The sequence below is a fragment of the Ferdinandcohnia sp. SAFN-114 genome (genome assembly GCF_059415045.1).
Window position 1 is genome coordinate 1 of record NZ_JBPFDQ010000194.1, and the last position, 1,449, is coordinate 1,449.

General features: G+C 36.0%; 3 protein-coding genes. All 3 read right to left on the reverse strand.

Annotated elements, in window-relative coordinates; translation table 11 throughout:
* Positions 1 to 73: 73 nt before the first annotated feature.
* The 3 genes from ACR65M_RS26835 to ACR65M_RS26845 are packed head-to-tail and all read right to left on the reverse strand — an operon-like array spanning position 74 to position 1,360.
* A complete protein-coding gene (locus ACR65M_RS26835; protein ID WP_440274932.1) occupies positions 74 to 616 on the reverse strand; it encodes a hypothetical protein in 543 nt (180 codons plus the stop codon).
* Positions 617 to 638: 22 nt separating this feature from the next.
* Positions 639 to 989: a hypothetical protein gene (locus ACR65M_RS26840; RefSeq protein WP_440274933.1), complete on the reverse strand. Its 351-nt coding sequence runs from the start codon at positions 987 to 989 to the stop codon at positions 639 to 641.
* Between the two features lie 53 nt (positions 990 to 1,042).
* Positions 1,043 to 1,360 (reverse strand): hypothetical protein, encoded by a 318-nt coding sequence (locus tag ACR65M_RS26845; RefSeq protein ID WP_440274934.1) that lies wholly within the window; start codon positions 1,358 to 1,360, stop codon positions 1,043 to 1,045.
* Positions 1,361 to 1,449 lie beyond the last annotated feature (89 nt).

The following is a 1,449-nucleotide window of genomic DNA, read 5'->3' on the forward strand; positions in this document are numbered from 1 at the left end:
TTGCCATACAGACACACCTCGTTATAGTTGATATATTTATTATAACAATCTGTGTCTACTTTTTAGTCTAGCATCACTCCTTTGCTATCTCCCTCTTATATTGTTTTTTTAATTTCATAGCCTCGTGCTTTAGATTGATACAATCCTCAGCTACATTGTGAAACTGCGAATAAAATTCAAAGAGAAAACCAATCCCATCCCTGTTAGGAAGTACGATACATTCACAGACATTCATATCGTCACTAACCAGTCCTTTAAGTAGTTTTTCAAATACTCTAGAATAAGGGCTGTTTAACAGTAGTTCAAAGAGGGGGTCTTTTATGACATAGGCAAACTCTGGTACAGAGTGTGGCCCATCTCCACCCACCAAGTCTTCGAATAATTCTTTGAATTCTTTCGAATCTACATCTCCGTAATCAAAATGGATGGTATTTTCAAAGAGTTGATTCATACCATTTGTGAAAATATCCAAACTATTCGTATCGCCATAATTTATGTGTGTCATATAATTAGGAAAATTACTTACGTTAATCCCTTCGTCATGGAATAGTTTCAACATAAGTAAATTTTGAATAGACATTTGATACGATTCATAATCGTAAACATCCATTTCCATCACATAAAACCTCCCTAACGTGTTAAATAAACATATCTTCCTCAGATAGTTCAAACCGTTTATTTTTTATATTTGCTAGTTTATAGCCGAGTCCAAATAGCATGTCATACACAGGAAACAAGTTTGTTGGCTCGCAGATAAAGGTTTCACCACCCTCATCGTAAATGAGAGGTATTTGCTCCATTTCCTCTAATGCGGCCTTAACATCATCTACTGAAAAGCTATCAAAATTGATTTGTTCGGTAGGAGTGTGTAACCAAACATGCTTTACGACTGTTGCTAAACCCGCTTGTTCATTCCTCTTTATCGCTGAATCATCAGGAACCTTATAGGGCTCAAGATTTTCAGCGAATTTTTCAAAATCAAATCTCATATCCTCACAATCCTCTCTAAAAATGAAAGGAAGCGAAAATCGCTCCCTCTGTATTAGATGGTTCTTACTGGTAATATGAGTTGTCTTTCCTCAACTTCTGTGTCTTCAACAGGAGTGATAAGGAAAGGTCTCATTGGTCCAGTAAAACGAAATGATACTTCATCGCAATGTAAGGCTTTTAATGCGTCAATCGCATACTTACATGAAAATGCAATATCATAATCATCTTCACCTTCAAGAGAAGAATACGGGATCTCTATTTGGCCTTTACCTGTTTGAGCTTGTTGGGAAGAAATCGTTGCAGCACCATTAACGTGTAATTTAACAACACCTTCATTGTTGTTATCAGCTGTCTTTGATACTTCATTCACCAAATCAAGCGCATTGATGCTAGACTAAAAAGTAGACACAGATTGTTATAATAAATATATCAACTATAACGAGGTGTGTCTGTATGGCA